Annotated in this window: 27 protein-coding genes, 10 tRNA genes and 3 rRNA genes; 37 read left to right on the forward strand and 3 right to left on the reverse strand. The window is 37.3% G+C overall.

Features of this window, described 5'->3' with window-relative positions:
* Positions 1 to 74: 74 nt before the first annotated feature.
* The 13 genes from comGA to PECL_RS03635 all read left to right on the forward strand — a co-directional run bounded on the left by comGA (position 75) and on the right by PECL_RS03635 (position 8707).
* On the forward strand, positions 75 to 1031 hold the full coding sequence (gene comGA, locus PECL_RS03575) for a competence type IV pilus ATPase ComGA (RefSeq protein ID WP_014215234.1): 957 nt from the start codon (positions 75 to 77) through the stop codon (positions 1029 to 1031).
* Positions 988 to 2022 carry a competence type IV pilus assembly protein ComGB gene (gene comGB, locus PECL_RS03580; protein WP_014215235.1) on the forward strand — a complete coding sequence of 345 codons (1035 nt, stop codon included), beginning with the start codon at positions 988 to 990 and terminating at the stop codon, positions 2020 to 2022. Before comGA ends, comGB begins: the two co-directional genes overlap by 44 nt.
* A complete protein-coding gene (gene comGC / locus PECL_RS03585) occupies positions 2019 to 2318 on the forward strand; it encodes a competence type IV pilus major pilin ComGC (RefSeq protein ID WP_014215236.1) in 300 nt (99 codons plus the stop codon). Before comGB ends, comGC begins: the two co-directional genes overlap by 4 nt.
* Position 2319: 1 nt before the next feature.
* Entirely contained in the window at positions 2320 to 2751 is a 432-nt protein-coding gene (comGD, locus tag PECL_RS03590) for a competence type IV pilus minor pilin ComGD (protein WP_014215237.1), read from the forward strand.
* Entirely contained in the window at positions 2735 to 2923 is a 189-nt protein-coding gene (locus PECL_RS03595; RefSeq protein WP_014215238.1) for a hypothetical protein, read from the forward strand. The genes comGD and PECL_RS03595 overlap by 17 nt, the downstream gene beginning before the upstream one ends.
* Before the next feature lie 55 nt (positions 2924 to 2978).
* On the forward strand, positions 2979 to 3335 hold the full coding sequence (locus PECL_RS03600; RefSeq protein WP_014215239.1) for a ComGF family competence protein: 357 nt from the start codon (positions 2979 to 2981) through the stop codon (positions 3333 to 3335).
* Complete coding sequence (locus PECL_RS03605) at positions 3310 to 3639, forward strand: hypothetical protein (protein WP_041534588.1); 330 nt, start codon at positions 3310 to 3312, stop codon at positions 3637 to 3639. Before PECL_RS03600 ends, PECL_RS03605 begins: the two co-directional genes overlap by 26 nt.
* A gap of 12 nt (positions 3640 to 3651) precedes the next feature.
* The gene (locus tag PECL_RS03610) at positions 3652 to 4653 is read left to right on the forward strand and encodes a class I SAM-dependent methyltransferase (protein ID WP_014215241.1); all 1002 of its coding nucleotides are present in this window, start codon (positions 3652 to 3654) and stop codon (positions 4651 to 4653) included.
* Between the two features lie 86 nt (positions 4654 to 4739).
* Entirely contained in the window at positions 4740 to 6110 is a 1371-nt protein-coding gene (locus tag PECL_RS03615; protein ID WP_014215242.1) for an amino acid permease, read from the forward strand.
* Entirely contained in the window at positions 6107 to 6715 is a 609-nt protein-coding gene (locus PECL_RS03620) for a metallophosphoesterase (RefSeq protein ID WP_014215243.1), read from the forward strand. The genes PECL_RS03615 and PECL_RS03620 overlap by 4 nt, the downstream gene beginning before the upstream one ends.
* Positions 6716 to 6773: 58 nt before the next feature.
* Complete coding sequence (locus PECL_RS03625) at positions 6774 to 7298, forward strand: YutD family protein (protein ID WP_014215244.1); 525 nt, start codon at positions 6774 to 6776, stop codon at positions 7296 to 7298.
* Positions 7298 to 8071, forward strand: a complete 774-nt coding sequence (locus PECL_RS03630; RefSeq protein ID WP_014215245.1) for a TIGR01457 family HAD-type hydrolase — start codon at positions 7298 to 7300, stop codon at positions 8069 to 8071. The genes PECL_RS03625 and PECL_RS03630 overlap by 1 nt, the downstream gene beginning before the upstream one ends.
* Before the next feature lie 3 nt (positions 8072 to 8074).
* Complete coding sequence (locus PECL_RS03635) at positions 8075 to 8707, forward strand: TIGR01906 family membrane protein (RefSeq protein ID WP_014215246.1); 633 nt, start codon at positions 8075 to 8077, stop codon at positions 8705 to 8707.
* Here PECL_RS03635 and PECL_RS03640 read toward each other — a convergent pair.
* Positions 8704 to 9345: a VTT domain-containing protein gene (locus PECL_RS03640; RefSeq protein ID WP_014215247.1), complete on the reverse strand. Its 642-nt coding sequence runs from the start codon at positions 9343 to 9345 to the stop codon at positions 8704 to 8706. The genes PECL_RS03635 and PECL_RS03640 overlap by 4 nt on opposite strands.
* A gap of 158 nt (positions 9346 to 9503) precedes the next feature.
* Here PECL_RS03640 and PECL_RS03645 point away from each other — a divergent pair, with 158 nt between their 5' ends.
* The 15 genes from PECL_RS03645 to PECL_RS03715 all read left to right on the forward strand — a co-directional run bounded on the left by PECL_RS03645 (position 9504) and on the right by PECL_RS03715 (position 16725).
* Positions 9504 to 9887 (forward strand): S1 RNA-binding domain-containing protein, encoded by a 384-nt coding sequence (locus tag PECL_RS03645; protein WP_014215248.1) that lies wholly within the window; start codon positions 9504 to 9506, stop codon positions 9885 to 9887.
* A gap of 242 nt (positions 9888 to 10129) precedes the next feature.
* Positions 10130 to 11708: ribosomal RNA gene (locus PECL_RS03650) — 16S ribosomal RNA — on the forward strand.
* Between the two features lie 230 nt (positions 11709 to 11938).
* Positions 11939 to 14861: ribosomal RNA gene (locus PECL_RS03655) — 23S ribosomal RNA — on the forward strand.
* Between the two features lie 92 nt (positions 14862 to 14953).
* Positions 14954 to 15070: ribosomal RNA gene (rrf, locus tag PECL_RS03660) — 5S ribosomal RNA — on the forward strand.
* The 16S, 23S and 5S rRNA genes sit together here with 10 tRNA genes alongside, the layout of an rRNA operon.
* 7 nt (positions 15071 to 15077) lie before the next feature.
* Positions 15078 to 15150: transfer RNA gene (locus PECL_RS03665), tRNA-Asn, on the forward strand.
* A gap of 10 nt (positions 15151 to 15160) precedes the next feature.
* Positions 15161 to 15252, forward strand: a tRNA-Ser gene (locus PECL_RS03670).
* A gap of 13 nt (positions 15253 to 15265) precedes the next feature.
* Positions 15266 to 15337: transfer RNA gene (locus PECL_RS03675), tRNA-Glu, on the forward strand.
* A gap of 5 nt (positions 15338 to 15342) precedes the next feature.
* Positions 15343 to 15415, forward strand: a tRNA-Val gene (locus PECL_RS03680).
* Positions 15416 to 15434: 19 nt separating this feature from the next.
* Positions 15435 to 15509, forward strand: a tRNA-Asp gene (locus tag PECL_RS03685).
* Positions 15510 to 15521: 12 nt separating this feature from the next.
* Positions 15522 to 15594 (forward strand) — tRNA-Phe (locus PECL_RS03690).
* A 38-nt stretch (positions 15595 to 15632) separates the two neighbouring features.
* A tRNA-Trp gene (locus PECL_RS03695) sits at positions 15633 to 15706 on the forward strand.
* Between the two features lie 6 nt (positions 15707 to 15712).
* Positions 15713 to 15785 (forward strand) — tRNA-His (locus PECL_RS03700).
* Positions 15786 to 15839: 54 nt separating this feature from the next.
* A tRNA-Leu gene (locus tag PECL_RS03705) sits at positions 15840 to 15923 on the forward strand.
* A gap of 91 nt (positions 15924 to 16014) precedes the next feature.
* A tRNA-Cys gene (locus tag PECL_RS03710) sits at positions 16015 to 16085 on the forward strand.
* A gap of 79 nt (positions 16086 to 16164) precedes the next feature.
* Positions 16165 to 16725, forward strand: coding sequence for a YoaK family protein (locus PECL_RS03715; protein ID WP_014215249.1), 561 nt, complete (start codon positions 16165 to 16167; stop codon positions 16723 to 16725).
* 504 nt (positions 16726 to 17229) lie between these two features.
* On the opposite strand, the gene PECL_RS03720 is transcribed toward PECL_RS03715, so the two are convergent.
* Complete coding sequence (locus PECL_RS03720; protein WP_014215251.1) at positions 17230 to 17724, reverse strand: hypothetical protein; 495 nt, start codon at positions 17722 to 17724, stop codon at positions 17230 to 17232.
* 115 nt (positions 17725 to 17839) lie between these two features.
* On the opposite strand from PECL_RS03720, the gene PECL_RS03725 reads away from it, so the two are divergent.
* The 5 genes from PECL_RS03725 to PECL_RS03745 all read left to right on the forward strand — a co-directional run bounded on the left by PECL_RS03725 (position 17840) and on the right by PECL_RS03745 (position 21168).
* Positions 17840 to 18580, forward strand: coding sequence for an MBL fold metallo-hydrolase (locus tag PECL_RS03725; protein WP_014215252.1), 741 nt, complete (start codon positions 17840 to 17842; stop codon positions 18578 to 18580).
* 239 nt (positions 18581 to 18819) lie between these two features.
* Positions 18820 to 19218 (forward strand): transcriptional regulator SpxA, encoded by a 399-nt coding sequence (gene spxA / locus PECL_RS03730; protein WP_014215253.1) that lies wholly within the window; start codon positions 18820 to 18822, stop codon positions 19216 to 19218.
* A gap of 89 nt (positions 19219 to 19307) precedes the next feature.
* Entirely contained in the window at positions 19308 to 20015 is a 708-nt protein-coding gene (locus tag PECL_RS03735; protein WP_014215254.1) for an adaptor protein MecA, read from the forward strand.
* A gap of 242 nt (positions 20016 to 20257) precedes the next feature.
* Positions 20258 to 20884, forward strand: coding sequence for a competence protein CoiA family protein (locus tag PECL_RS03740; RefSeq protein ID WP_081478602.1), 627 nt, complete (start codon positions 20258 to 20260; stop codon positions 20882 to 20884).
* Positions 20881 to 21168 carry a hypothetical protein gene (locus tag PECL_RS03745; RefSeq protein ID WP_014215256.1) on the forward strand — a complete coding sequence of 96 codons (288 nt, stop codon included), beginning with the start codon at positions 20881 to 20883 and terminating at the stop codon, positions 21166 to 21168. The genes PECL_RS03740 and PECL_RS03745 overlap by 4 nt, the downstream gene beginning before the upstream one ends.
* 222 nt (positions 21169 to 21390) lie before the next feature.
* On the opposite strand, the gene PECL_RS03750 is transcribed toward PECL_RS03745, so the two are convergent.
* The gene (locus tag PECL_RS03750; protein ID WP_014215257.1) at positions 21391 to 21999 is read right to left on the reverse strand and encodes a DsbA family protein; all 609 of its coding nucleotides are present in this window, start codon (positions 21997 to 21999) and stop codon (positions 21391 to 21393) included.
* Positions 22000 to 22153: 154 nt separating this feature from the next.
* Here PECL_RS03750 and PECL_RS03755 point away from each other — a divergent pair, with 154 nt between their 5' ends.
* From PECL_RS03755 to mgtE, 4 genes are read left to right on the forward strand one after another with little or no spacing between them, the layout of a single operon-like run.
* A complete protein-coding gene (locus tag PECL_RS03755; RefSeq protein ID WP_041534590.1) occupies positions 22154 to 22756 on the forward strand; it encodes a GTP pyrophosphokinase in 603 nt (200 codons plus the stop codon).
* Positions 22757 to 22770: 14 nt separating this feature from the next.
* On the forward strand, positions 22771 to 23577 hold the full coding sequence (locus PECL_RS03760) for an NAD kinase (RefSeq protein ID WP_014215259.1): 807 nt from the start codon (positions 22771 to 22773) through the stop codon (positions 23575 to 23577).
* Positions 23567 to 24466, forward strand: a complete 900-nt coding sequence (locus tag PECL_RS03765) for an RluA family pseudouridine synthase (protein WP_041534591.1) — start codon at positions 23567 to 23569, stop codon at positions 24464 to 24466. The genes PECL_RS03760 and PECL_RS03765 overlap by 11 nt, the downstream gene beginning before the upstream one ends.
* Before the next feature lies 1 nt (position 24467).
* A complete protein-coding gene (gene mgtE, locus PECL_RS03770) occupies positions 24468 to 25820 on the forward strand; it encodes a magnesium transporter (RefSeq protein WP_014215261.1) in 1353 nt (450 codons plus the stop codon).
* Positions 25821 to 25914: the final 94 nt, after the last annotated feature.

Raw genomic sequence — 25914 nt, forward strand, 5'->3', positions numbered from 1 at the left:
TTATTTTTGGGATTTTTTTATTCAAAAAATTTTTGGAAAGATTTTGACGAAATTATAAATTAAGGGGGGAGAAAATGGAATTAGAACAAAGAATGAATGGAATTATTGAGAATGCTATTAGTAGTAAAGTCAGTGATTTATTTTTAATGCCTAAGTTAGATCATTATCAAGTTTTATACAGGTGCTCTGACAAGTACGTGGATTATGAGGAATTATCACGAGAGGATTCAGTTAAATTAATAAGTTTAATTAAGTATCGTGCAAACATGCTTATTAGTGAACATCGAAGGCCTCAAAATGGATCAATGGTATGGGAGGGCGAGAAAGGAAAAATAAATTTAAGGGTTGCAAGTGTTGGAGACTTTCTTGATCGTGAAGCAGTTGTAATTAGGTTTATTTATGAAGCCGATACAATAAGTGTGATTAGAAATAATTCTGAATGGGAAAAAATTAAAGGATGCTTGTACAGGCGAGGGATGATTGCCTTTGCTGGACCGATGGGTTCGGGGAAGACAACATCAATTTATAAACTGGCGAAGTCACTTATTCCAGAGTGGCGAGTATTAAGTATCGAAGACCCTGTGGAAATTGACGATGATGATTTTTTGCAACTGCAGGTAAATGAAGAAGCAGGAATGGATTACAGTAATTTGCTAAAAAGTAGTCTCAGACATAGACCGGATGTTTTTATAATTGGTGAGATTCGAGATGCGAAAACTGCAGAAATAGCTGTTCAAGCTGCTTTAAGTGGGCATTTAGTTCTAACAACAGTACATGCTCAAAGTGCTGAAGGTGTAAAAAATAGACTGAGAGAATTGGGAATTGGTGACTCTTTTTTGGAACAGGCGTTGACAGCTTCCGTATACCAAAGATTGGTACCAACAATTACTGGGAAACCGCGGTTAATACTCGATGTAGAAATAAATAAAAAAACCAATTTAAATCAAAATAAATGGTCTAAAAAAATTCAGGAGTTGTTTGAGAACGGTGAAATTACTAAAGAAGTATTCGAAGAATTTAAGTTCGGCTAATAGACTAACAATTCAACAACAATCATTTTTATTTACAACGCTATCTGATCTATTAGATATGGGGTTTTCAATAAAAAAAAGTTTGGAATTTATTCAAATCATGCAAAAACAGAATCAAGAAATTATTAACAAAATAATTGCAAGATTAAATAAAGGCTGCGATTTTGCAAACGCAATAAGACCTTTTATTAGTAAAGATGTTTTCTATCAAGTTCATATTGCGAGTAAACACGGAGAAGTGATATCTACGGTCAGGACATTAGGCAGTGTTTTTTCCGAACGGCAAGCAAACCGAAAGAAAATAATGACGTTACTTCATTATCCAATTATGTTATTAGTGTTTTTAATAGTTATGCTTATTGGGATGAAAATTTTGCTTTTTCCAGAACTAAATAGTATGGGACAAACGGAGACAGTATTACAGGAAAAGCTTCTTCGTGCAATGTTAGCGGTATTGGTAATATTGATTTGTTCGCTCATCATTCTCAAAATTAAAAAATTTCGTGGTAAGTCAATTGAATACCGTATCAATATCCTTTGTAAGTTACCAATTGTTGGGAAAATTATTCAGACTTATTGTCATTATTATATTTCTTTTAATCTAGCATTTTTAGTTGCAGGAGGATTAACGATGACAAAGATTGTCGATTATTTTGAACACTTTGATAAAGATTCATTACTGCATCAAGTTGGAAAAAATATTCATATGGCCCTGTCAAAAGGTGGAAAAATTGAGGACGTTATTGAAAAAACATCGTATCTTCCTACAGAATTAAATTTAATTTTTAATAAGGGAGGAACAATAAAAACAATCTCTGATGAGTTAAAAACATTTTCAAAGATTAAGTATCAGAACTTAACCAAGCAATTAGAACATTTAATAACTTTGATACAGCCAATTATGTTCGGAGTTTTGGGATTGATTATTGTTCTAATGTATTTAAGTATATTAATGCCCATGTATGGATCGATGAAAGGAATTATGAAATGAAAAAGAAAAAAGGTTTTACATTAATCGAAATGGTTGTCGTGCTCTTTATAGTGTCTCTTCTGATACTAATTATTTTACCAAATGTATCCAGTCAGCGAAAAAATGCCAAAGTAGTTCAGAGAGATGCAATGACAGAGGTAGTTCAAACGCAGGTTGATTTGTACGAAAACGAATATCATGAGTTACCAGCAGGGTTATCTGATTTGAAGGGAAAAGGATATTTATCTGATAAACAATTTGATCAAGCAACAAAGGATGGTATAAAAATTGAAAAAGAACGAGTAGTCAAAGAATAGGATGATTAAAAAAGCTTTCACTCTAATTGAAAGTGTTACCGTACTTATGATTGTTTCAATGATTCTTTTGATTGGGCTTTCTGGTTTTAAAAAATATTCTGTGCAATATAAGGAAGAATTTTTTTGGAAGCAATTTGAAGCAGAATGGGATAAAGCTAAGCAAGAGGCAATATATTCACATAAACATACAGATATTCATTTTGATAAAGAAAATAAGCGTGTTTTTTTTACAACAGGAACGTATTTTAATCACTATACCTATGTGATAAAACTTCCGAATAACCTGAACTTTAGATTATCAAGAGTTACAACTCTTGAAGCAAATGGTCACTTACCACCACAAACGATCAACTTTTTTGAAAATAATAAAATAAAATATAAGCTAAAATTTCAATTGGGATGGGGAGTATATCAACTTGAAAAAAATAGTTAAACGACAAAATGGATTTGTTTTGTTAGAAGCAGTTGTTGCATTAACAATTATCTGTGGTTGCTTGGGATGGTCGCTTAACACTTGGAAGACTTGGTCAATGGAGAAAAAACAAAATATACAGATATTAGAAAAAGAGCGAGCAAGATTAAATGATTGGCGAAAAAAGATTTAAGAAGGTTGCGTTTACACTGATAGAAACGATAGTTGTATTTTTTATAGTGTGCTCAATGTTTTTGATAATACATCCGTTAGTTAACAGTACTCATAGATATTTAGAAAGGGATGATTCCATTGATTTAGTTGTTTTAATTAATGAATTAGAGTCAGAACGACACAGCTTTACTTTAAAAAATTGTAAACGTGATTCACTTGTTCTATTTTCAGGTAAGGAAAACAAGGATTATATATTAAGCTCATATAAAAAAATGTTGCGATTCACGCCAGGGCATATGCCGTTATTATTAGGAGTTAATAGCTGCTGGTTTGAAAAGGAGGGAAAGTTTATCAAAATTCATTTAAATCACAATGGGCATAATTATAACGGAAAGGTTTATTTGAATGATTATGATAAAAAAAGCAAGTAGCTTACTTTCGGCAATAATTGTGTTAGTGTTATTGTCTGGGGCGAATATATTAATTTGCAAATATCATCACCGTGAGATGATGATAATAAAAAATTCAATTAGTCGTACACGAAGTCAAATGCTTGCTGATAAATTTATTTTCATCAAGAAGACAAAACCGCATTTATTAACATATTCTGATTTACCCAAGGATCACAAGTATGGAGAACCATTTGATTTTGTTGAACTAAAAGGGAATCAGTTAAAAACACGGTTAAAAAATGGTCACGAGGAAGTATTTGCCCTTCGAAAGTTAGCGTATTAAGTAGGTGGAAAAATGGATACAGAAAAAATTGAAAAGTTATTTAACGTATTTGAGAAATCAATCTCAATTTTACAAAAGGAATTAGATATTGAATATCTTGATGCTTTGGTGGAGACTGGGGATAATTTATATACGGGTGAAGTACAAGTTATCGATAATCAACCTAATGCTGAAGCGGTTAGAGCTTTAGATAAACTCTATTCAAAGGTTAAACTTTCAGAATATAAGAGTGCTGAAATTAGAGAAACCATTCAACTAGTTTTGATTAGAGCAACTCAAGAAGAAAAGATTCAAGCTAATCACCAATTTACACCGGATGCAATTGGAATGATCTTTAATGCACTTATAGATGGTCTAGATTTGGATTTACAGGATGCAAAATTAGCTGATTTGTCTGTCGGAACGGGGAATTTGATAGAGACAATATTAGATCACTTGGCAAGCAAGAAGGTTTCAGGCATTGGTGTCGATAATGATGATACTATGTTGTCGGTAGCAAGTATGTCTGCATCACTAGAAGGAGTTGAGCTTGACTTAATTCATCAGGATGCAATTGAAGAGATTGAAATTGGGAAAGTTCCACTAATTGTGAGTGATCTTCCCGTTGGTTATTATCCAATTGACGATAAGGCAAAGCAGTTTGCCACTCACGATAAAAAAGAACACTCTTTCGTGCATCATTTACTGATTGAACAATCTATGAATGTTTTAGAAGATTCTGGGATAGGGATTTTTTTAGTTCCATCTAATCTTTTTCAAACTAATCAGGGTCAACATTTATTAGCTTATTTCCATGACTCGGTCTATTTGCAAGCAATGTTAAATTTACCGTTAAAAATATTTAAAGAACAATCTGCCCGAAAATCGATTTTAATTTTACAAAAAGTTGGTGGAAGTGCAAAGCAGGCTAATCCTGTATTGCTAGGAGACCTTCCGGAATTTAATCAAAGAAAAGAAATGCAAAAATTCCTTCGTGATTATGAAATCTGGGCGCATCAAAATATTTATAGGTGATTTTACTATTTCCTAAAATTTCGTTATTATTAAGCATGAAAGTCTAATGCCTTTTTAATAATGCAAGACTCTAGTGGGGGAATAGTATGAAAAATGATGAAGAACATTTATCAAGAGGTTTAAAAAGCAGGCATGTACAATTAATCGCCATAGGTGGAACAATTGGAACGGGACTTTTTTTAGGAGCTGGTAGTTCAATACATTTAGCTGGTCCGTCAATTCTATTGGCATATATTATTACTGGTATAATTTGTTTTTGGTTAATGCGTGCGCTTGGTGAACTATTACTATCGGACCTGAAGTCTACATCCTTTGTTGATTTTGTTACCAAGTACTTAGGAAAACGGATGGGATTTATAACTGGTTGGACTTATTGGATGTGTTGGGTAACAATTGCAATGGCTGAAATAACAGCGGCAGGATTGTATGTTCGTTACTGGATTCCAAGTGTACCGCAATGGATTCCTGGATTTATTATTTTGTTTTCATTGGTATTGTTAAATCTAATAACGGTGGAACTTTTTGGAGAAACTGAATTTTGGTTCGCTATTATTAAGATAGTTGCCATTGTTGCATTAATTATTATTGGTGTTGTGATGGTAGTTTTTCACTCAAAAACGGATGCTGGTGTTGCTCAATTAAGTAATTTATGGCATTTTGGTGGATTCTTTCCTACTGGGATCAAGGGATTTGTACTCTCTTTTCAGATGGTAGTTTTTGCGTTTGTTGGTATTGAGATGGTCGGAATGACAGCTGCTGAAACGGCAAATCCTAAAGAGGTACTTCCTAAAGCAATTAATGAAATACCACTTAGAATTGGTATCTTTTATATCGGGGCGCTATTCTTTTTGATGGCAATTTATCCCTGGAAAGATATAAGTCCAGATAGTAGCCCATTTGTTCAAGTTTTCAAAAATATTGGAATACCTGCAGCAGGCGGAATTATTAACTTCGTTGTATTAACTGCTGCTGCCTCAGCTTGTAATAGCTCAATCTTTTCTACGGGTAGAATGCTTTTTTCTCTTACGTATGGAAGCAAGGGGGGATTTGGAAAAAAGGTTGGGAAGTTATCTAACCGCCAAGTTCCTAAAAATGCTATTTTGTTTTCATCTGTTATTATTGCAATAGCAGTTATTTTAAATATATTAATGCCAGATGGTGTTTTTACTTTAATTTCAAGTATTGCTACTACTTGTTTCTTATTTATTTGGGGTACAATTATCGTAGCGCATTACAAATTTAAAAAAGAACAGTTAAAGAACGATCAAAAATTAGAGATAAATAGTTTTAAAATGCCACTGTTTCCTTTTAGTGATTTGCTGATTCTTGTTTTTTTGGCATTTGTCGGAGTGGTCCTCTTCTTTCAAAAAGAGACGGTGGTTGCATTATTTGGTTCAGTAATCTGGTTTGTGCTGCTTTTGATTATTGATGTTCTGAAGAAGGGTGACGAATCTTGAAATTTTTTACAGCAGATACACATTTTTTTCATAGTGAACTACTAGGAGATTATGATTTTGCACCACGTGATTTTAAAAATATAACTGAAATGAATGAAACAATTATTAAAAATTGGAACGAGCGGGTTGGAGAAAGTGATACAGTATACCATTTGGGCGATATAGCTTTGCACTTTGTCCGTCCAGAGAAGCAATCAAACCAAGATGTGTTTGATTTATTAAATCGTTTAAATGGTCATTTAGTATTGGTTAAGGGAAATCATGATTCGCGTCGGCTTTTCAAGTTTTTAGATGGAAATAATTATAGATGGGATGGTAGCCCTAAATTTGAATTTCACGATGTTGGGACAATTATTAAATTAAATCATCGACAGCTTATTTTGTCACATTATCCGATATCATTGGGAATCGTGAATCAAATAGTTAATCTGCATGGGCACATCCATCATTATAGTGTTAATGCTAAAGAGAACATTAATGTAGGTGTTGATACGCCAGAAAAGGATTATTTGGATTATAAAATTCCCTTTGGCACGCCATTTTCTGAAAATGATTTAGAACAAATGATTGAAGGCAAACGGGTTGACTATTTAAAACGGAGATAGGTATTTGACCTTTCTTCGTTTTTTTTTTAGGATTAATAAATAAGGAATGGAGACAATAATGACACATAAAACACCTGAAGAGTTAGAAGAAATGCGGAGACCAAGCGTTAACACAATTGATCGAATTAGTGAGAATGAAATCATAATTAACGGACATTTATATGAAATTTTACAAAATTATCGTGAAGCATTTGACGTAGAACAGTTAGCAGACAGATTTGTTAACCTTTTTTCTAGATATGATTATATTGTTGGGGATGTTGAATCTAATCAATTAAGGCTGAAAGGATTTTATAAAGATCAGCTTGAAGTTCGAAATGAACTTAAGATTTCATCTTTCCAAGATTATTTATATGAAGTTTGTGGATTTGGCAGTCCTTATTTTGTTTTGCAAAATAAGGATATCAATGAAAGAGCGCGTAGCAGATGGTTGAAGGAACAAGAGAAAAATAAACAAGAAAAAAAGGGGAGTGAAGTGCGCCACAAAGAATCAGTTAATAAGCGTAAAAATGAATTTGTGAAATCAGTTAACAAGGGTAAACGTAGAACATTTAAAATTCGTGAAAAGAGAGGGCAGAAATAATGATTAGCAGTTATGGTGGTTACTTAATTGATTTAGATGGAACAATTTACAGAGGAAGGGAACGTATTACTGCTGCGAAAAAGTTTATTGAGAGACTTCAGTACAATAATATTCCTTTTTTATTTTTAACAAATAATACAACAAAGACTCCAGAAGATGTGGCAAAGAATTTAAGGGATAACCATGATATTCAGGTTGAGGCGGATACTGTGTATACAGCTGCCCTAGCAACTGCTGACTATTTGGAAAGTATTGCTGATGAAGATCATCGTAAAGTGTATATTATCGGGGAGCTTGGATTAAAACGAGCCATTCTTGGCAAGGGTTTTGTTTTTGAAGAAGACCATCCTGACTATGTCGTTGTGGGACTAGATTATGACGTTACCTACCACAAATTTGAAGTTGCAACTCTTGGAATTAAAAAGGGAGCTAAATTTATCGGTACTAACGCGGATACTAATTTACCAAATGAACGTGGGTTGGTCCCAGGTGCTGGATCACTGATTGCTTTAGTTGAGCGTGCAACACAACAAAGAGCTACCTATGTTGGCAAACCCGAGACAATCATTATGGAAAATGCCCTAGAAGTGATTGGATTAAAAAAGAATCAAGTGGTCATGGTGGGAGATAATTATATGACAGATATTTCTGCCGGAATTAATTTTGGAATAGACACTTTATTGGTTTATACGGGAGTATCAACGAAGGATTTGGTTTCAAGGCAGGAAATTAAACCAACTCATGAAATCGACTCTTTTGATGAGTGGCAATGATAAATGGTTGGATTTGAGAAGTTAAAATACATTTGGACAGTGGGAATTCTATACCTCTTTGGACTTGCTTCATCTATTTTTTTAACGATTAATTCTTTTTTTCTGTTTGATTGGTCAATAAAGTTTGATCAATTGTCAGAAACAGTTGGTATGAGTGGGAAGTTGATTAAGCATAATTACTTACAGTTGCTCAGTTATTTAGAATTACCATGGATTAATAAATTAAAGATGCAGTCCTTTAATAGCTCGCCACACGGTTTGGAGCATATGCGAGAAGTGAAGCAACTGTTCTTGCTGAATAGTGTGATATTACTTATATTGATAGTTTTACTTTTTTTGACGTGGCGCTCTTTGAACAAAAGCCAAGAGTGGTGGAAGTATTATGGAGTAATGAAGTGGTCATATTTAGTTCCATTGGTTGCAAGCGGACTGATATTAATTAATTTTGATCAATTTTTTATTATGTTTCATAGAATTCTGTTTAGGAATAATTATTGGATATTTGATCCCTCACTGGATCCGGTTATTAATATATTAACAGATAATTTTTTTATGGCATGTTTTTTAATGGGGTTAATATATTTTGAGTTGTTTATTGGTTTGATAAATTGGAAAATTAAAAGAACGCTTGATTAAGCGTTCTTTTTTTTCGGTCTGATGAATGAAATCAAAGCAGGAATTAAAGAAATAGCAACAATTCCTATGACTACCAAAGAAAAGTGATCTTTAACGAGCGGAATGTTTCCAAAAAAGTATCCTCCACTGCAACATAATAGGACCCAAGCAATGTCACCAATTAAATTATATTTAAGAAAAATACGATATTTCATTTTTGAAGTGGCTGCTACAAATGGTGCGAAAGTTCTAATTATTGGGATAAAACGTGCAAGCGTAATTGAAATGTTCCCGTGTTTTTCAAAGAATTGTTCAGCTTCTGTCATTTTCTCTTCACTAATTAGTTTAGAGAAAAAAGGGTGATTTCTTAAAGCTTTTCCAACGGTACTACCTATGAAGAAATTAAGTGAGTCACCAAGAAAAGCGGCTAAAAAGAATAATATTATGAATAGCCAAATGCTTAAATGGTATTCAGGCTTCGCGGCAAGTGCGGTCGCTGCAAAAAGTAATGAGTCACCAGGCAAGAAAGGTAAGATAACTGCACCAGTTTCAATAAATATGATCCCAAACAAGATAAAATAAGTCCATCCACCAAAGTTAGTAACTATACCAACTAGATGGCTGTCGATGTGTAATATAAAATCAATTAATGTTTGCATATAAGTAAGAGTCTCCAATTGTTTATTTGTCATTTCCAGTTTAACTATCGATAAGTTCTGTTGTCAAAAACGGTTTTGAATATTAATAGATTATTAAGTATTGAAATTATGTTTATTAATTAGTATAGTTCTATATTGGGTTGGAGGTGGTGTCTCTTATGATGCGATATAGAATTGGAGATATTAATAGGGTTACTGTAACTGGAATCCAGCCATTTGGTGTTTTCGTAATTAATACTGATAGAGTTTCTGGATTAATTCATATCTCTGAATGTAGCACTGATTTTATTGACGATATAAATAGAGAATTTAAAATTGGAGATTCTTTTGATGCGGTTTTGATGACTGTTAAGGAAGGTAAGATCAATTATTCAATTAGGGCATTAATGGAACGAACAGGTTCTTTATCTAAAATTCCAGTACCAGTAAATATTCGTGTTGAGCGAAAGAGGCATTGGACAAACTATAAGGATGAAATTGGATTTGCTGCAATAGCAAACAAATTACCAGATTGGAAACAGAGAAAAGAATATTTGCAGTGATTCAAAAAAAAATAAAATATGTTATTGACTTTTATTTTTTCAGATGATATTCTAAGATAGTTGCGTTAAGGCGAAGCGAGTTAAAGCCTTGATAGCAAAGCTGTAGACCTTTGAAAACTGAACAAATTTTTGACAATCAAATGCTGTAGGGATTGAGTAACGAAAGTTATTTGATAAAACATTACGCGAACGAAGTCAATTCGCAAAACAAACAATTAATGAGCTTATATAGACTCATCATATAATATGAGAGTTTGATCTTGGCTCAGGATGAACGCTGGCGGCGTGCCTAATACATGCAAGTCGAACGCATTTCCGTTAAAAGAATTAGAAGTGCTTGCACGGAAGATGATTTTAACAATGAAATGAGTGGCGAACGGGTGAGTAACACGTGGGTAACCTGCCCAGAAGAGGGGGATAACACTTGGAAACAGGTGCTAATACCGCATAATAAAGAAAACCGCATGGTTTTCCTTTAAAAGATGGTTTCGGCTATCACTTCTGGATGGACCCGCGGCGTATTAGCTAGTTGGTAAGGTAAAGGCTTACCAAGGCAGTGATACGTAGCCGACCTGAGAGGGTAATCGGCCACATTGGGACTGAGACACGGCCCAGACTCCTACGGGAGGCAGCAGTAGGGAATCTTCCACAATGGACGAAAGTCTGATGGAGCAACGCCGCGTGAGTGAAGAAGGGTTTCGGCTCGTAAAACTCTGTTGTTAAAGAAGAACGTGGGTGAGAGTAACTGTTCACCCAGTGACGGTATTTAACCAGAAAGCCACGGCTAACTACGTGCCAGCAGCCGCGGTAATACGTAGGTGGCAAGCGTTATCCGGATTTATTGGGCGTAAAGCGAGCGCAGGCGGTCTTTTAAGTCTAATGTGAAAGCCTTCGGCTCAACCGAAGAAGTGCATTGGAAACTGGGAGACTTGAGTGCAGAAGAGGACAGTGGAACTCCATGTGTAGCGGTGAAATGCGTAGATATGTGGAAGAACACCAGTGGCGAAGGCGGCTGTCTGGTCTGTAACTGACGCTGAGGCTCGAAAGCATGGGTAGCGAACAGGATTAGATACCCTGGTAGTCCATGCCGTAAACGATGAATACTAAGTGTTGGAGGGTTTCCGCCCTTCAGTGCTGCAGCTAACGCATTAAGTATTCCGCCTGGGGAGTACGACCGCAAGGTTGAAACTCAAAAGAATTGACGGGGGCCCGCACAAGCGGTGGAGCATGTGGTTTAATTCGAAGCTACGCGAAGAACCTTACCAGGTCTTGACATCTTCTGACATTCTAAGAGATTAGAAGTTCCCTTCGGGGACAGAATGACAGGTGGTGCATGGTTGTCGTCAGCTCGTGTCGTGAGATGTTGGGTTAAGTCCCGCAACGAGCGCAACCCTTATTACTAGTTGCCAGCATTAAGTTGGGCACTCTAGTGAGACTGCCGGTGACAAACCGGAGGAAGGTGGGGACGACGTCAAATCATCATGCCCCTTATGACCTGGGCTACACACGTGCTACAATGGATGGTACAACGAGTCGCGAAACCGCGAGGTTTAGCTAATCTCTTAAAGCCATTCTCAGTTCGGACTGTAGGCTGCAACTCGCCTACACGAAGTCGGAATCGCTAGTAATCGCGGATCAGCATGCCGCGGTGAATACGTTCCCGGGCCTTGTACACACCGCCCGTCACACCATGAGAGTTTGTAACACCCAAAGCCGGTGGGGTAACCTTTTAGGAGCTAGCCGTCTAAGGTGGGACAGATGATTAGGGTGAAGTCGTAACAAGGTAGCCGTAGGAGAACCTGCGGCTGGATCACCTCCTTTCTAAGGAATAATACGGAAACTACACCATGTCAAAGTTTTGTTTAGTTTTGAGAGGTCTACTCTCAATTTGTTCTTTGAAAACTGAATAATATCTAAATTTTCTAATATTAATTATGTAAATAATTAAACCGAGAAAACCACCGCGTAATTTAAAGAGTTATATTAACAAGATTAGTTCAATTAATCGCTAGAATTAAACTCATAAACCACTTTGCCGTCGGCAAAGTATAGGTTAAGTTAGGAAGGGCGCATGGTGAATGCCTTGGCACTAGGAGCCGATGAAGGACGGGACTAACACCGATATGCCTCGGGGAGCTGTACGTAAGCTTTGATCCGGGGATTTCCGAATGGGGCAACCCAGCAAGCTTTACCGCTTGTTATCCACATCTGAATACATAGGATGTGTGAAGGTAGACGTGGGGAACTGAAACATCTCAGTACCCGCAGGAAGAGAAAGAAAAATCGATTCCCTGAGTAGCGGCGAGCGAAACGGGAAAAGCCCAAACCAGAAAGCTTGCTTTCTGGGGTTGTAGGACTGAACATTTGAGTTACCAAAGAGTTTGATAGTTGAGGAGTCTGGGAAGGCTCGCCAAAGAGGGTGATAGCCCCGTAAACTAAATCAAGCTCCCTCAGTTCAGGATCCTGAGTACGGCGGAGCACGTGAAATTCCGTCGGAATCCGGGAGGACCATCTCCCAAGGCTAAATACTCCCTAGTGACCGATAGTGAACCAGTACCGTGAGGGAAAGGTGAAAAGCACCCCGGAAGGGGAGTGAAACAGTTCTTGAAACCATGTGCCTACAATAAGTCAGAGCCCGTTAATGGGTGATGGCGTGCCTTTTGTAGAATGAACCGGCGAGTTACGTTCGTATGCCAGGTTAAGTTGAAGAGACGGAGCCACAGCGAAAGCGAGTCTGAAGAGGGCGAATAAGTATGCGGATGTAGACCCGAAACCAAGTGACCTACCCATGTCCAGGTTGAAGGTGCGGTAAAACGCACTGGAGGACCGAACTCGTGTACGTTGAAAAGTGCTGAGATGAGGTGTGGGTAGCGGTGAAATTCCAAACGAACTTGGAGATAGCTGGTTCTCTCCGAAATAGCTTTAGGGCTAGCCTCGGAATTAGGATCATGGAGGTAGAGCCACTGTTTGGACTAGGGGCCCGTCACGGGTTACCGAATTCAGATAAACTCCGAATGCCATTGATTTATGTCCGGGAGTCAGACGGTGAGAGATAAGTTCCATCGTCGAAAGGGGAACAGCCCAGACCGCCAGTTAAGGTCCCTAAATATATGTTAAGTGGAAAAGGATGTGGAGTTGCATAGACAACTAGGATGTTGGCTCAGAAGCAGCCACCATTTAAAGAGTGCGTAATAGCTCACTAGTCGAGTGATTCTGCGCCGAAAATGTACCGGGGCTTAAACATATTACCGAGACTGCGGATGTCACCAATAGGTGACGTGATAGGAGAGCGTTCTAAGGGCAATGAAGGCAGACCGTGAGGACTGTTGGAGCGCTTAGAAGTGAGAATGCCGGTATGAGTAGCGAAAGATAGGTGAGAATCCTATCCACCGAATGACTAAGGTTTCCTGGGGAAGGCTCGTCCACCCAGGGTTAGTCGGGACCTAAGTCGAGGCCGAGAGGCGTAGACGATGGATAACAGGTTGATATTCCTGTACTAGTTAAACTTGTTTGAACAATGGAGGGACGCAGTAGGCTATGGAAAGCATCCAGTTGGAAACGGATGTCCAAGCAGCAAGTCTGAAGAAGAGTCAAATGCTTTTTTTCTTAAGGACAAGCTGTGATGGGGAGCGAAATTATAGTAGCGAAGTTCCAGACGTCACACTGCCGAGAAAAGCTTCTAGTTAGAGTTTAATTACCCGTACCGCAAACCGACACAGGTAGTCGAGGAGAGTATCCTAAGGTGAGCGAGAGAACTCTCGTTAAGGAACTCGGCAAAATGACCCCGTAACTTCGGGAGAAGGGGTGCTGACCGCAAGGTCAGCCGCAGTGAAGAGGCCCAAACGACTGTTTATCAAAAACACAGGTTTCTGCAAAATCGTAAGATGACGTATAGGGGCTGACGCCTGCCCGGTGCTGGAAGGTTAAGGGAATGAGTTAGCGTAAGCGAAGCTTTGAACTGAAGCCCCAGTAAACGGCGGCCGTAACTATAACGGTCCTAAGGTAGCGAAATTCCTTGTCGGGTAAGTTCCGACCCGCACGAAAGGCGTAACGATTTGGGCACTGTCTCAACGAGAGACTCGGTGAAATTATAATACCCGTGAAGATGCGGGTTACCCGCGACAGGACGGAAAGACCCCATGGAGCTTTACTGTAACTTGATATTGAGTGTTTGTACAGCTTGTACAGGATAGGTAGGAGCCGTTGAAGTCGGAACGCTAGTTTCGATGGAGGCATTGGTGGGATACTACCCTCGTTGTATGAACCCTCTAACCCGCGCCACTAATCGTGGCGGGAGACAGTGTCTGGTAGGCAGTTTGACTGGGGCGGTCGCCTCCTAAAGAGTAACGGAGGCGCCCAAAGGTTCCCTCAGAATGGTTGGAAATCATTCGTAGAGTGTAAAGGCAGAAGGGAGCTTGACTGCGAGACAGACAGGTCGAGCAGGGACGAAAGTCGGGCTTAGTGATCCGGTGGTACCGTATGGAAGGGCCATCGCTCAACGGATAAAAGCTACCCTGGGGATAACAGGCTTATCTCCCCCAAGAGTTCACATCGACGGGGAGGTTTGGCACCTCGATGTCGGCTCATCGCATCCTGGGGCTGTAGTCGGTCCCAAGGGTTGGGCTGTTCGCCCATTAAAGCGGTACGCGAGCTGGGTTCAGAACGTCGTGAGACAGTTCGGTCCCTATCCGTCGCGGGCGTAGGAAATTTGAGAGGAGCTGTCCTTAGTACGAGAGGACCGGGATGGACATACCGCTGGTGTACCAGTTGTTCTGCCAAGAGCATCGCTGGGTAGCTACGTATGGATGAGATAAACGCTGAAAGCATCTAAGTGTGAAACTCGCCTCAAGATGAGATTTCCCATTGCCTTCGGGCAAGTAAGACCCCTGAAAGATGATCAGGTAGATAGGTTAGGAGTGGAAGTGCAGCGATGCATGAAGCGGACTAATACTAATCGGTCGAGGACTTAACCAAGTAAGTGGTGGTTTTCGAAGGAAAATTTAAGATATTATTCAGTTTTGAGAGAACAAAGATTTTCTCAAGCGATAACGTAAGTTAGCGTTGAGTGTGGTGACGATGGCAAGAAGGATACACCTGTACCCATGTCGAACACAGAAGTTAAGCTTCTTAGCGCCGAGAGTAGTTGGAGGATCGCCTCCTGCGAGGGTAGGACGTTGCCATGCATTTTATTCCGGCATAGCTCAGTTGGTAGAGCACCTGACTGTTAATCAGGTTGTCGACGGTTCGAGCCCGCCTGCCGGAGTTTATTATTTGGAGAGTTGTCCGAGTTGGCCGAAGGAGCATCATTGGAAATGATGTAAACGGGTTAAAGCCTGTTTCAAGGGTTCGAATCCCTTACTCTCCGTAATAATGGTTATGACCCGTTGGTCAAGTGGTTAAGACACTGCCCTTTCACGGCAGTAACATGGGTTCGAATCCCGTACGGGTCACTTTTGGAGGATTAGCTCAGTTGGGAGAGCATCTGCCTTACAAGCAGGGGGTCACAGGTTCGAACCCTGTATCCTCCATACACCACTATGTGTGTATGGTCCTATGGTCTAGTTGGTTTAGGACGCCTGCCTGTCACGCAGGAGATCACGAGTTCGAGTCTCGTTAGGACCGTTTATTGTTTTTGGCTCGGTAGCTCAGTCGGTAGAGCAATGGATTGAAGCTCCATGTGTCGGCAGTTCGATTCTGTCCCGCGCCATAGTGATTTTATATCACGATTATTATTTTTTTATTTATAGGGATATAGTTTAATGGTAGAACTACGGTCTCCAAAACCGTCAGTGTGGGTTCAACTCCTACTATCCCTGCCATTGATGGCGGTACTGGCGAAGTGGTTAACGCACCGGATTGTGGCTCCGGCACGCGTGGGTTCGATTCCCACGTACCGCCCTTGGGAAAATTTCCCGGATTGTTTTACTAGGTTTTATATGTAGTGGTAGTATTGCCGCTGTGGCGGAATTGGCAGACGCGCTGGACTCAAAATCCAGTTCCTTCACGGGAGTGTGGGTTCGACCCCCACCGGCGGCATGGGCAAGTATCTAAGTAAAAGCGCATTCTTCGACTTGTTTTGATTGGGTTGATGGCTTGCGCTTTTATTAGTTGGATATCCTTGAATATTGGCGGTATAGCCAAGTGGTAAGGCAGAGGTCTGCAAAACCTTCATCGTCGGTTCAAATCCGTCTACCGCCTTTGTTTTTAAAGCATGATTATATAGCGAATGGATAATTTAATTATTCCATTACGCTTTTTTTGTTAGGAGAGTATTTCAATGAAGAAATTTAAATTTTATGAGAGATTAATGAGTGGTGCACTTTTAGCGCTGACTGCCGGAAGTATTGATGCCTACACTTATTTAGTTCATGGGGGAGTTTTTGCGGGATTACAAACTGGTAATGTTATTCTACTGGGTATTCACATTGGAGAAGGAAAATTCGCTCAGGCAGTACCTTATCTGTTTTCTATTCTTATGTTTATGCTTGGTACAATTTTAATTCGGATAGTACAACATGTCTATGAAGAAAAGGATCCTGAAGTGCATCAACATTTAGTGATTTATTATGAAATAATTCTTCTTATAGTAGTTATGTTGACTTCTAGTACGTTACCTAATATGTTAGTGACAGGAATGCTTTCAATGGTTGCTGCTGCGCAATTACAGGCATTCAGGCAATTAAAAAATGGACCATTTACTTCATTAATGATGACTGGAAACATTAGAACAGTGGCGGATAGTCTTTATACAGCTTTAGTTAAAAATGATCAAGTAGCTCTTAGAAAAGCAAAAGATATAAGTGTAATTATTCTGTCTTTTTTAGGTGGTGCATTATAACTGGGAGTATTGGTCCAATTTCTTGGAGGAATGACAATCGCTGTGGCGATCACGGCATTATTATTGATTTTGGGATTAAGGTTATTGGATAGTAAAAATAAGTAAATACTTATCGATTAATATTATTATAGAATGAGAAATTTATTTTCATACTAGTTACGAACGGTGTATAAAAATAAAAGGCATGTATTTCAGAAGGTTAACTGAAATACATGCCTTTTGACATTATTTATTACCGCGAAGTTTTCTTAAAACATTAGCGCTATAAACGATATCAGTGAAGTCGTAAGCCGCCAATGCAATTAGCAAAAATCGTATAGTTTCTGACAAACCTGGAGTAATCATCAAGTAGTAAGTGAAAAAAATTCCTACTATTAAATCGAAAATAATATTAGTGATAAGTATATTTGGTTTTTTAGGATAGAAAATAACAATCAGTCTCCTTTTAGCTATTTCAATAAGTATACATGACTTTGTTGAAAATCAAAAGTATGAGTGAGGTTACTAGTTTAAATCATAAGCAGTATAGTTGGTATCCCTGAATTGATATGTCCCATTGGTGTAAGTTTTGAAAGGGGTATAGGAAGCAGAACGTTTCCATAATGAGTAATCTGAATCCAGTTGCCAAATGGTCAGAAGAACACGTTCGTTTTTATGTTTTTTCGGTTCAAGGACTAATAGCCTTTGTAATCCAACGGGGGCTTCAGGTGCGGACATTAAATGATTTACCTTTGAGTCAAAAACGCGAAGCTCTTCATCCGGAAGATTAAAAAAGGCAAAACGGAAAAAACCACGCCAACTTGATTCACCGTATTGATTAATAACACTATAATCAATTGGGGTTTGAAAAACACTATCTTTGCCTGAAACATCCACTAATTGTAAGTCGGTTTGAGAAGACGTGCCAGAGAGAACGACCATTTCTCTACTTGGATTGTTTTTTTTGATTTGATTTAAAATGTTCCAGCTACCAAAAGTTGTAGAAAGTTGTGTAATCATGAAAATTCCTCCTGTGTAGTAATTCATATCTACATTATAGGATTAAAATGGTCATAATGAAAAGGTTTTCGCATTGATGTTAAAATAGGTATAAATTAGTTGGAGGTATTCTATTATGAAAATTACAATTCTTGGTTACTATGGTGGTTATCCTGAAAATGGAGTGGGGACAACCGGTTATTTAGTTCAAAGTGACGACTTTAATTTACTTCTTGATGCTGGATCGGGTGTTTTATTGGAATTAGAGAGACATATAGACCCCCTAGAGTTAGATGCAGTTTTGTTGACGCATTATCATCATGACCACACGGCAGATATTGGAGTTTTACAGTACTTGTGGCAGTTAAAACGGGGGAGCAGAAAACATCCTGTTTTGCCCATATATGGTCACTTTAAAGATCCTTTGAATTTTGCATCACTTACGTGGCCTGATGCAACAAAAGGAATTGCATATGATGTGAACGGAATTGATTTAGGCCCTTTTAAAATTGAATTTCTAGAAACTGTTCATCCTGTTCCTGCTTTTGCAACTCGAATTACGGAAACTAAATCTGGTAAAGTTTTTTGTTTTACCTCTGATACAACAATTTTTGATGGGTTAAGTAGTTTTGTTAAAAATAGTGACTTATTAATAACTGATACAAATTTTTTTGCTGATCAAGCAGGCGTGAGATGGCATCTGACAACTAAAGAAACGGCAGAAGTATTTGATGAGTCAAATTCTAAGAAATTAATAATTAGCCATCTACCAACTCAGCGTGATTTAAAAAGGATGCTTAGTGAAACTAAGGATTACTCTAAGAATCCGAATGATATTTTTCTGCCCGTATTGGGTAAAAAAATCAATCTGAATTAATAAGTAATTTATATTAAAGATTATAATAAAAAAATTAAGAAAAATTTGTGAAGAAAAGTACTAATTATTTAAAAATGATTTACTACGTTAAAATAATACACAATTATTGCGTTTTAGTATAATATTAGCTTACATTTCATAAGAAAAAACATTCAAAAAACTATGGACATATTTTAAAAATCGGTTTACAATGTAAACATAGGTTAAGGATTATACAAATGAACTAGGAGGTCACTTATATGGTCACTTTATATACATCCCCAAGTTGTACATCTTGCCGAAAAGCACGAGCATGGTTAGAGGAACATGATATTCCATATCAGGAAAGAAATATTTTCTCAGAACCACTTAATGAAGATGAGATTAAACAAATTTTACGAATGACTGAAGATGGAACAGAAGAGATTGTTTCTAAGCGTTCGAAAGTATTTCAAAAGTTACACGTAAATTTAGAAGATTTGCCTTTAAAACAATTAATTGATTTGATTCAGGAGAATCCTGGATTGTTGCGTCGACCAATTATGATTGACGACAAGCGACTTCAAGTAGGATATAACGAAGATGAAATTCGTCGTTTCTTACCAAGAAGTGTTCGCCAACTTGAATTAGCAGAAGCTCGTCAATTAGCTAACCTTTAGGAGTGTTTTATTGCAAAATAATAAATCTATGGGATAATATCTCTTAGATTTATTTTTTTATTTACCCGTAGAGTAGGGGGCGCAGATTTATGGAAATGGAAAGAATTAATGACGATACAATTAGGGTTACAATCGGACCTGATGATTTAACAGAACGTGGCATTACTTTTTTAGACCTGTTAGGGAACCATAAAGAAATAGAGGACTTCTTTTACAGTATTCTTGAAGAAGTTGATAAGGATCACCAATTTACGAATAATGAAGCCGTTACTTTCCAAGTTTTACCAAACAATAATGGTATGGAACTTTATATTAGCAAGAATCCAGCTGAAAGTATTGATGCGATTATTAAGGCGGATAATAAGAAGGAAACATCTAATGTAGAATTGGATAAGGTGTCAGATTTCTTAAAACATAAATTGGCAGAACCGGATGCACAGGGGGAAGTCGATAATATGGGTGATGATCCCGCTGATCTGGACAGTTACACAGAAGATAAACAGATTGAAAGTTTCATTCTGAAGTTGCCTGACTTCGAGAGTTTACCAAAGATAGCGGCAGTATTTTCAAATAACGGAATTGAGTCCATTCTTTATAAATACAATGGCGTCTATTATTTAGAGATTACATTTTATATGCATAATGAAGGATTATCTAATGATGCAGTGCAAAATGAAATGGCGTTAGCGTATGAATATGCGGATCCAGCCAATGTTTCTAAGGACTTTCTCCTTGAGCATGGAAAGGTAATAATTGAGGCAGCTGCATTTGAAACTGCTCGACATTTCTTTAATTAAATTTAGAGTACTTTTGAAGAAAAAGTACTCTTTTTTTGTATTCTAAATCTGGGGTGGATAATGAAAACTGCTGTTGATTTAGATGGAAATTTTATCTTGGCCGAAAATGCACTTAACAAAAATAAGTATATTTGTCCACGGTGTTCAAGAAAACTTTTAATATGTAGAGGAGAATCATGTATTCCATATTTTCGTCATGCCAACACGTGTGAAAAAAGAACGAAGGAAAGAATGAATCTTCCCTGCATAAAGATGTAAAACGACAAATTATTGCAATGTTTAAAAGAGAAGGTATGGAGGCATTTGCTGAATATGTGCAAAAAGATATAGGCAGGAGAATAGACGTTTTTGTGAAAGACAACTTGATAAGACTAGCTGTCGAAATACAATGCAGTCCAATTACTTTAGAGGAGATAATCCGACGGAAAGAGGACTACAAATCAATTGGAATTCGATCTTGGTGGATTGCTGGCCCAAATCATTTAGCACCGCGATCATTAAAAAGTACAGCTATGAAATTTGGGAAGACTACACAATTTGGTAGATCATTTTTTGGTGTAGATAAGTATGGAAAATATTGGCTATATTCTAATTTTAGAGTAACGACAATGGGGAGAAACATATATAGAAGAAGTCAGGTAGAACTAGATTGGAATAATATTGTTGAGTGGCAACAAATTGAGAGGGAAAATGCTAAATTTTTTCAAACTAGCAATTTAATTGATGATGTAAATTGGATAAAAAATGTTTGTTTGGAAAGCACTGGAATATTAAGTTTGTTAGTCTTCAAAAGGAGCTGTATGAAAGTCATAAAACGCTTGAAGGAAGCCCGTGGATCTCACATTTTCCGAGAGAAGTATCAGCAATGAATAAAAATGATATTCCTTTTTTAAAAAGAATCAGTTTTATTCAAATGTTAGAAAATATTGCCCCAAACAACCGTATAGCCACGTTTCATGACGATAGGGATTTATTCAAATCTATTTTAATGCGAACCGGATATATTAAAATGATTAATGGTTATATATATCGAACCGAGAAAAATTTTAAATGGTATCACGACTCAATGGAAAAAATTAAAGATGTTCAAGAAATATCCCTTTTAATGAAATACGATAATGAGTTGAAACTAGTAAGAGAGAATCATGTGTAAAAATGATATAAAACTAAAGCATAATCTCTATTTACTCCAGGTAGCAAAATAAGGAAAACCAGTCGAGCAATTCAACTTAAAAACGAGACCTAAACGATGTAAAAAGTCGATTGAGGTACTTCCACACAGAGGCTTTACCCACGAAAATGGATAATGTATGAAATAAATTTTTTGGTAACAAAACCCGTCCACTATTTATGAATAGTGGACGGGCCCGTTCTCTTAAATGATATGTGGATTGAAATTGGAGATGGGATGAGGGTGTACTATATCTAATTGACAAACAGCCTCAAGAGTTGATCGATCGTACTGTTCTAGTAAAATACCACAATCCTCACCAGGAGCATTGAAAACGACTGCAGATGGCTCAACAGTCACTCCCATTTCTTGTGCGAGTTCTTGGTCTTTTTTAAATTCACGTTTGGCCATATTAGAATCACGGTCTAATTCAAACATTTCTAAATCCAAACCAACCATTGATGCAACTTCAGTTCCTAAAGTTTTTGTATAAAAATCCTTGCGTTTAATCATTGCTGTCTGTAGCGCATAGAGGAATTTTTTCCCTCGCTGTTTTCCCTGATAACATGCAGCCTTGTAGTCAAGGGTAGTATGATACATCTGAGAAAAAAGTAAATTATAATCACCTTCACTGCGTGATCGTCCAGGCTGGTTATGGGTTTCAATATATTCACGGACAATTTTAATGTTTAAAACAGGAATGATTTTAAAATCAACCTTTTCTTGAGTGTGCTGAAAATAATCTAAAGTTTCTTTTTCGCAATTAAAACAATGTTCACCCCACGGAGTGACGTAAAGATATGCTTCTAACATGAAAATCCTCCAAAGTACTTGCTCTGTTATTGACCTAATCTACTTTAACAAATTTATGATTAAATGCAATTAATTTGTTTGAAGGGGATGAGTTAAAAAAAAGATGGTGAATGTGATAAAATTAAATCTTGAGGAACTATGGGAGGGATACAGAATGGTTGAGGATTGGAATAATTTTCTTGTGCCATATCAACAAGCCGTTGATGAACTAAAGGTTAAACTACGTGGTATGCGGACACAATTTATGCGTACCAGTGGAGTTAGTCCAATTGAGTTTGTTACAGGACGGGTGAAACCGGTTGATAGTATAACTGAAAAAATGGTACGACGTCAGGTTGATGAGAGTCGTATTGAGCAGGACATGCAGGATATAGCGGGTGTTCGAGTTATGTGTCAATTTGTGGAGGATATCTATACGGTGGTTGATCTTTTACGTAAACGTACTGATATGACAATTATCGAAGAACGCGATTATGTTGAAAATGAAAAGCCAAGTGGTTATAGATCATACCATATCGTTGTTGAGTATCCCGTACAAATGATGAATGGTCAAAAGAAAATTCTTGCTGAAATTCAAGTTCGAACATTAGAAATGAATTTTTGGGCAACCATTGAACATGCATTAAATTATAAATTTGATGGTGAATTTCCTGAAGATTTAAGGAAACGTCTAAAGATCGCATCTGTAAAGTCATATGAACTTGATAAAGAAATGTCCGATATAAAAAAAGAAATAATGAAATCACAAACAAAATAACGAGGCAAATAACAATGAAAGTTGCTTTATATCATTCAGATCGTGATACATCAGTAATGGTTTCTGAAAAATTAGTCGAACTATTGAGAGAGAGCAAGATTGAAATCGATGATAAGAATCCCGATGTTGTAATTACAATTGGCGGTGATGGGACTTTATTATCTGCGGTCCAAGAATATTTACCACGACTTGATAGGGTTCGTTTTGTTGGTGTACATACAGGACACCTTGGATTTTATACAGATTGGCGCGATTATGAATTGACCGGATTGGTTGAGGCGCTGGTTAGAGACCAGGGTGAAGAAGTCGGCTATCCAATGCTAGATATTAATGTTAAGTATGCGGATGGAAGCATCTCTAAATTCTATGCTGTCAACGAGTCTACAATTAAAAAGTTATCGGGAACTTTAGTTGCAGACGTATACATCGGTGATGAATTATTTGAACGGTTTAGAGGTGACGGCCTATGTCTTTCAACTCCAACTGGTTCAACAGCGTATAATCGTTCAGTAGGCGGCGCTATTGTTCATCCTAGACTGGAAGTTTTACAGATGGCCGAGATTGCTTCAATTAATAACAGAGTTTTTAAAACTGTTGGTGCCTCATTAATTATGGCTCCTAATGAAACCGTGACAATTCGACCAGTTACGGCTGGAGGAACATTTAATTTCACCGCTGATAGAATTGATGTAGTCGGAGAAGCAGTTCTTTCTGTTGATTACCGTATTTCAACTCGAAAGGTAAAATTCATTAAATATCGTCACACTGGTTTTTGGAATCGCGTTAGAAACGCTTTTATTGGAAATATCGATGATATTTAAGTGGCAAGTAAACAACGAAAGTCCGCAGCATTTGCGGACTTTCTTAATGAGCATGGGAATATCAAGATCTTTATTGAAAAGTATCAAGTTTAATGGTGGAAATATAAAAGTTAATGGTGTTGATCGGCATACTAATTATATGGTTAGACAAAAAGACATCGTTGAGGTAAGGCTACCTGCTGAACCTAGCAATCCGCATGTGACGTTTTCCAAAAAAAGTATCGAAATAGTTTATGAAGATGATAATTTTTTAGTGGTTAATAAACCTCCATATTTAGCCACAGTACAGTCAAGTTCTAATCAGGTTGATACACTGGTTAATCGTGTGAAATATTACTTATACGAAAGCAAAAATGAAAGTCAGATTGTTCACGTAGTTACGAGACTGGATCAAGATACCTCAGGATTAGTTTTGTTTGCCAAGCATCGATTTGCGCATACTGTTTTGGATCGTCAATTAAAAAAGCATAGTATCAAAAAAATGTATAAAGCAATTGTTGTTGGATATTTTCCGAAAAAATATGGTGTAATCGATTCGTTCATAAAACGTGATCCAAGTTCTTTTATAAAACGAATGGTCGGCGAAGATGGTAAGAAGTCTTTAACTGAGTATTGGGTTAGAAAAGAAATGAAAGGATACTCGTTAGTTGAAATACGACTGCATACTGGACGAACACATCAAATTAGAGTACATATGGCATCAATTGGTCATGCGTTATTGGGTGATCCTTTATATAATCAAAATGATAGGGGAGTCATTTTGAAAAGACAGGCCCTTTGTTGCTATAGTTTGCAGTTTTATAGTCCATTTGATCAAAAAGATATTAAGTGTCAAATTCCAATTAGTGAAGATATGATAAATGCTTGGAAACAATTAAAGGAAGAATAAAGTGGAGAATTATCAAAAGAATTTCGAAAAATTAAAACTATATTTAAAAGAAAACGATCGCGAACAATTTAGAACCGCATTTTTTGAACTTCACAAATTCGATCAGGGACGTTTTTTTAGTGGCTTAACTGAAAGCGAAAGAAAAGCGGTATATATTTATTTGAATCCAGAAGAAATTGCGGATACATTTGATGAATTAGATGAAGATCCAGGAGAAATTGCGGGGTATTTGGATGAAATGCCAGCACGATATGCTGCGCAAATGTTGTCAGAGATGTTTTCAGATAATGAAGCAGATATTTTGGGAGTGGTTAGACAAGATAAGCTATCAAGATTGCTTAACTACATGGATCCTTCAGATTCTGCAAGGATTAAACAACTTTTAGATTATAAGGATCAAACTGCAGGTGCTCTGATGACAACAGAGTTCGTTTCGATTCCAACTGGTTTTACAATTGGGGAAGCCATGCATCAAGTCAGACAAGAAGCTGAATATGCAGAGACCATTTCGTATATTTATGTTGTGAATGAAGTTGATCACTTGGTTGGAGTCTTATCAGTGCGAGATCTGATTGTAAATTCAGATGATGCATTTATAGATCAAATAATGACGACTAATGTACTATCCGTTGATGTGAATGAAGTGCAGAGTAATATTGCGACACAAATTCGGGATTATAATTTTGTTGCAACACCTGTAGTGGATGATAAAAATAAGTTGTTAGGCATTATTACAGTCGATGATATCATCGATGTTATTGACGAGGAGTCAGCTGATGATTATACAAAATTAGCTGGAATTAGTTCCGAAGAAAGAGCGACTTCGACTTTATGGGCTTCACTTAAAAGCCGGCTTCCTACTTTGATATTGTTGCTTTTGCTAGGCTTATTAAGTTCAAAGTTAATTAGCTACTATGGAAACTTACTACGCGAAAAGAGTGTTCTGGCAATGTTCATGACGTTAGTAATGGGAACCGCAGGTAACGCTGGAACGCAAAGTTTAGCGGTGTTTACTAGTAAAATTTCCAATGGACTTGAAGGAAAACATCAAGGAAGGCTATTTTTTAATGAAATTTTGACAGCTTTTTTTTCTGGAGTTGTGGTTGGAGTATTAGGTTATTTGATTGTTGGAATTTGGCAGCAAGATTTTACAGAAGGATTATCGATTGGACTATCAATTGCAACTGCAACCTTTTTGTCCGACATTTTTGGAAGCTTAATTCCACTCTTTTTGAATAAGTTTAAGTTTAATCCCTCTTTAGCAAATGGACCTTTTATTTCAACATTAAGTGATTTAACATCACTTTTTGTTTATTTCAACTTTGCTATGATTTTTTTTGGATTAATGCGGTAATTCGTATTCCTGAAGGTGCTTGTTTCGGTTAGTATGAAACAAATAAAAATGACTTAACTTTGAATGTTCACTCAAAGTTAAGTCATTTTTATTT

It is taken from the genome of Pediococcus claussenii ATCC BAA-344 (assembly GCF_000237995.1).
Lineage (GTDB): Bacteria > Bacillota > Bacilli > Lactobacillales > Lactobacillaceae > Pediococcus > Pediococcus claussenii.